At 41.2% G+C, this 3,806-nt stretch carries 4 protein-coding genes; all 4 read right to left on the reverse strand.

Annotation, left to right across the window (positions count from 1 at the left end; genetic code table 11):
• Positions 1-467: hypothetical protein (locus PK547_02715; GenBank protein HPR91620.1), on the reverse strand; the 467-nt coding region annotated here is incomplete at its 3' end.
• Between the two features lie 126 nt (positions 468-593).
• Positions 594-1,892: a proline--tRNA ligase gene (gene proS / locus PK547_02720; GenBank protein ID HPR91621.1), complete on the reverse strand. Its 1,299-nt coding sequence runs from the start codon at positions 1,890-1,892 to the stop codon at positions 594-596.
• Between the two features lie 80 nt (positions 1,893-1,972).
• Complete coding sequence (locus PK547_02725) at positions 1,973-3,208, reverse strand: lysylphosphatidylglycerol synthase transmembrane domain-containing protein (protein ID HPR91622.1); 1,236 nt, start codon at positions 3,206-3,208, stop codon at positions 1,973-1,975.
• A 96-nt stretch (positions 3,209-3,304) separates the two neighbouring features.
• On the reverse strand, positions 3,305-3,806 hold a 502-nt coding region (locus tag PK547_02730), incomplete at its 5' end, for a cyanophycin synthetase (GenBank protein ID HPR91623.1).

Raw genomic sequence — 3,806 nt, forward strand, 5'->3', positions numbered from 1 at the left:
ATACACCTAACTTCCAAACTCCTTGCCCAATAATGATTGAACTTGAAGTCTTCAATCCCCTGGGTCAATTGCAACTGATATCTTTCATTGGGACCGCAGCAAACCACTATGACCTTATCGGCTTGGATGCGTCCAGCAGTCAGCATGATTGTTTCTGCTTCCCATTCCACGTATTCATCATCCGTTTCGCCACAGTCAGGCGAAGGGTGAAAAGCTTCTACAACCTTACTTACCGCATATGGGGCAAATTGACGTATCCACCGTGTCATAGCAGTATGGATGGTGGTGAAGTATCCGGGATAAACAAGCCCCCACCCTGTGAGCAAAATATTAACCGAACAGAAGGGGCTGTTATTAGTAATTTCAATGCCATGGTTTAAATTCTCTAGTACAGAGAATGGTAAACCAGAATCATTGCGCCCACTGTTATCCGAATCTCTCGACGCTATTACTATTAAAGCACGCATTGTTACCTCCTCTCCCTCTGATTTGTAAAGAACAAAATTATTATAGTAATATCACTTAAAAGCATTTTAGTCAATACAAGAAAGACACCAAAAAACCTTCTATAATATAGAAGGTTTTCGTATTTTCTACTTTATCAAGCTAAATAGCTCGTCTTCTGCAACCATTTTACTCTTTTCTTTATTCCTTTCCTTGAATTCAAATTTATTTTCACCCAGTGTCTTTTTACTAACCACCACTCTATAAGGACATCCGATTAAGTCAGCATCTTTGAGTTTTACTCCAGCCGTTAAGTCTTCTCTGTCGTCATAAAGAACTTCTATGCCTTTTTCAGATAATTGTGTATAAATTTTTTCCGCCGCGTCTTTTACATCAGCTTCTTCTAAATTTAAACCTACCAAATGAACCGCAAAGGGGGCGATGTCCCTGGGCCAGACTATTCCCTTATCATCATGATTAACCTCTACGGCTGTTGCCAATAACCTGCCTAAGCCTATGCCATAGCAACCCATTAGCACCAATTCCTTCTTGCCGGCGGCGTTGGTGAAAGACACATCCATTTTCTTAGAATAAGTAGTGCCCAACTGAAAAATGTGCCCAATTTCAATAGCCCTCATTTCTTTAACAGCGGCGCTGCCACACTGCGCGCAGACTAATTCCTTCTCTCCCCCTTCGCTCAGGGTTTCAAAGTTAGCTGCCCATTGGCATTTTTGGCATTGAGCAATTCTATCTTCACCTATGTCTGTTACTGCCATAAATTCGTTGCTCACCGCGCCTCCGATGCTGCCAGAAGCAGCAGAAACCATCACCGCCTTTATACCACAACGATTAAAAATATTAGTATAAGCTTGCTCAACTTGGACATAAAAATCGTCCAAACTTTTTTGCTCAGCATGAAAACTATAAAGGTCTTTCATCCAAAATTCCCTAGTGCGCAGAAGCCCCCCGCTAGAGCGTTTTTCATTTCTAAATTTATCCTGAATATGGTATGCGGAAAACGGCAAATCCTTATAACTATGAATGAACCTTCTGGCTATGTCAGAAATAATTTCTTCGTGAGTGGGCGCCAGACAGAACTCCCTCTCAAATTGGTCTTTCACTTTGAACAAGGGGGGCGCAAAAGCTTCCCACCGGCCGCTTTCTTCCCACAGATTTTTGGGATTAAGCACCGGCATTAAGAGCTCCTGTCCGCCAATTTTGTTGATTTCATCGCGAATGACATCGGCTATTTTTTGGTGAACTCTTAAACCTAAGGGTAAAAAACTATAGATACCAGCAGCCAAAGCCTGGTCCACGAAACCCCCTCTTAATAAAAGGAGATGGCTTTGAGCCTCCACTCCATTAGGAGTTTCTTTTATTGTTTTGCCTAGAAGCGTTGAATATCTTTGGCTATAACCCTTCTTTGAGTAATTAATTGTATCTGCCATAAAATGATTTATTATCAAATCCTACCATAAACCCGACAATTAAGAAATAGTTAGCTAATAAAAATAAGCTTAGAAGATTATTATTTATGATTCGCTGAATTTTTCGGTAAATTTGACTTATCAACCGGAGGAGAAGAATCGGGCAAATCAGACTCGAGAGAGTAATCAGTGCCTTGTCGGTTAGCAGATTTACCAGTCTCTTCTATAAGGTCTTGGCCAGTAAGAATTTTATAAAATCTTTTTAAAAAATTAGCCGTTTTTGCGCTCACATGTTCAACTGCATTTTTGGCTAATATTTTAAGCCAAATTACCGCCGCTAAAATCAAACCAATAACTACAAAAACCAAGTTTATACCCCGCATTGCCAAACTAAAGGCAACTGCAGCTGTTTGCGGACGAGCCAATTTCAACATATTGAAAGCCGCTACTTGCCCCATTTCCATACTGCCTAAATTAGCAGGAATAGGAATCCAACTGGCCATGTACATCAGTGACCAAATCACACTATATTGCGCCAAGTTCAAATGGTAGCCCATACCCCAGAGAAGACACCACCAAGTAATTCCGCTTAGAATGGCCTCCAAAAAAGATATGGCTAGCGCCTGCCAAATTGCCTGCTTTCCATTCTGCATGATTTGTTTTACAGATACCCATAGCCGCTCTAGCTTCTGTGCCAAAGTTTTAACCACGACCCAGTTTTGCCAATTAGCATTAGTTTTGGAAGTTAGTTCTTCTGTTTCGGGCGCAGCTTGTTTAAGTTTATTCATCCTGGAAGCATAAAGGATAACACTATACAAAAAGAACCCGGCTAATAATATCACTGCTAGAATGGCCATAAACAAAACTACCACCCAAATGGATTCGCTATGAATAAATTTAATTAGGGTATAAATAGCCCCCAGGAGCACTAGCGCGACAAGGATTATTAAATAAGCCACCTCTTGAACCAAAACCCCGGCAGTTACTTGGCTTTTAGATTCATTATGCTCTTCCGCTGAAGCAATAACTTTAGTCGTTTCCCCCATGCCAGATATAGCAGGTGTCAAGTAAGTAAAAGCATTTCCTATCATCATGCCTACGATATGGCGGCTCAAAGACATTTTAATGCCTAGCTTCTTATTAATGAGATACCAGCACCAAACGCTGCAAGCAAAAGAAGCTAAATAAAACAAGACTACAGCTATTATGGTTTTGCCATTGATAACATTCAAAAGATTGGCAATGGAAGCAAATTTTACTCGACGAAAAACAATGACAAAAAAAACAATGCCGGCTGCTAAGGATACCAGAAAACCTATAACTTTATTTTTCTTCATATAGAATAAAAAATCCAGTTTCGTACTGGCTACCTAAAAGCGTATCTTAAAATAAAAAAGATGTCAAAGCGAAAAAGTTTTCCTTCTCGCCAAGACCTACTGCCATGTTTCTCCAAACGTTTGAGCCAGCTTTCCTATATCGCCAGGCCCCATAAAAAGAACTATATCTCCAGATTTTACAAAATCGGTAATGGTAGCAAAAAGAGCTTCTGGACTCGCTAATGGTAGAAGCGCGCTACCTATTTTTTGAGAAATACTGTCGCGTAATGATTGGTTTAGAGCTTCGGGGTTGGCACAGGACTCTCCAGCAGGAAAAATATCCAAAAGAATAAGGTTGCTTACCCCCTCCAAGGCCTCTGCATATCCTGACAAACAATCAGTGACTCGGGTGTAGCGGTGGGGCTGGAGAATTAAAAGTAGGCGACGGTTAGGATAGCGAGCGGTAACAGCTTGGAGCGTAGCTTTTATTTCCGTAGGATGGTCGGCGTGGTCAGAAAGAATAGTAACCCCCCTCTGCTCGGCCAAAACCTGCATTCTCCTTTCCATACCAGGAAACTGCGCTAAAATCTTGCAAGCAGCCTCGCTCGAAATATCTAAT

It is taken from the genome of Candidatus Paceibacterota bacterium (assembly GCA_035404205.1).
Lineage (GTDB): Bacteria > Patescibacteriota > Minisyncoccia > UBA6257 > JAVHQB01 > JAVHQB01.

Coding starts and splice junctions, on each gene's coding strand:
- proS (HPR91621.1), bottom strand. CDS start 1,892: ATGGCAGATACAATTAATTACTCAAAGAAGGGTTATAGCCAAAGATAT.
- PK547_02725 (HPR91622.1), bottom strand. CDS start 3,208: ATGAAGAAAAATAAAGTTATAGGTTTTCTGGTATCCTTAGCAGCCGGC.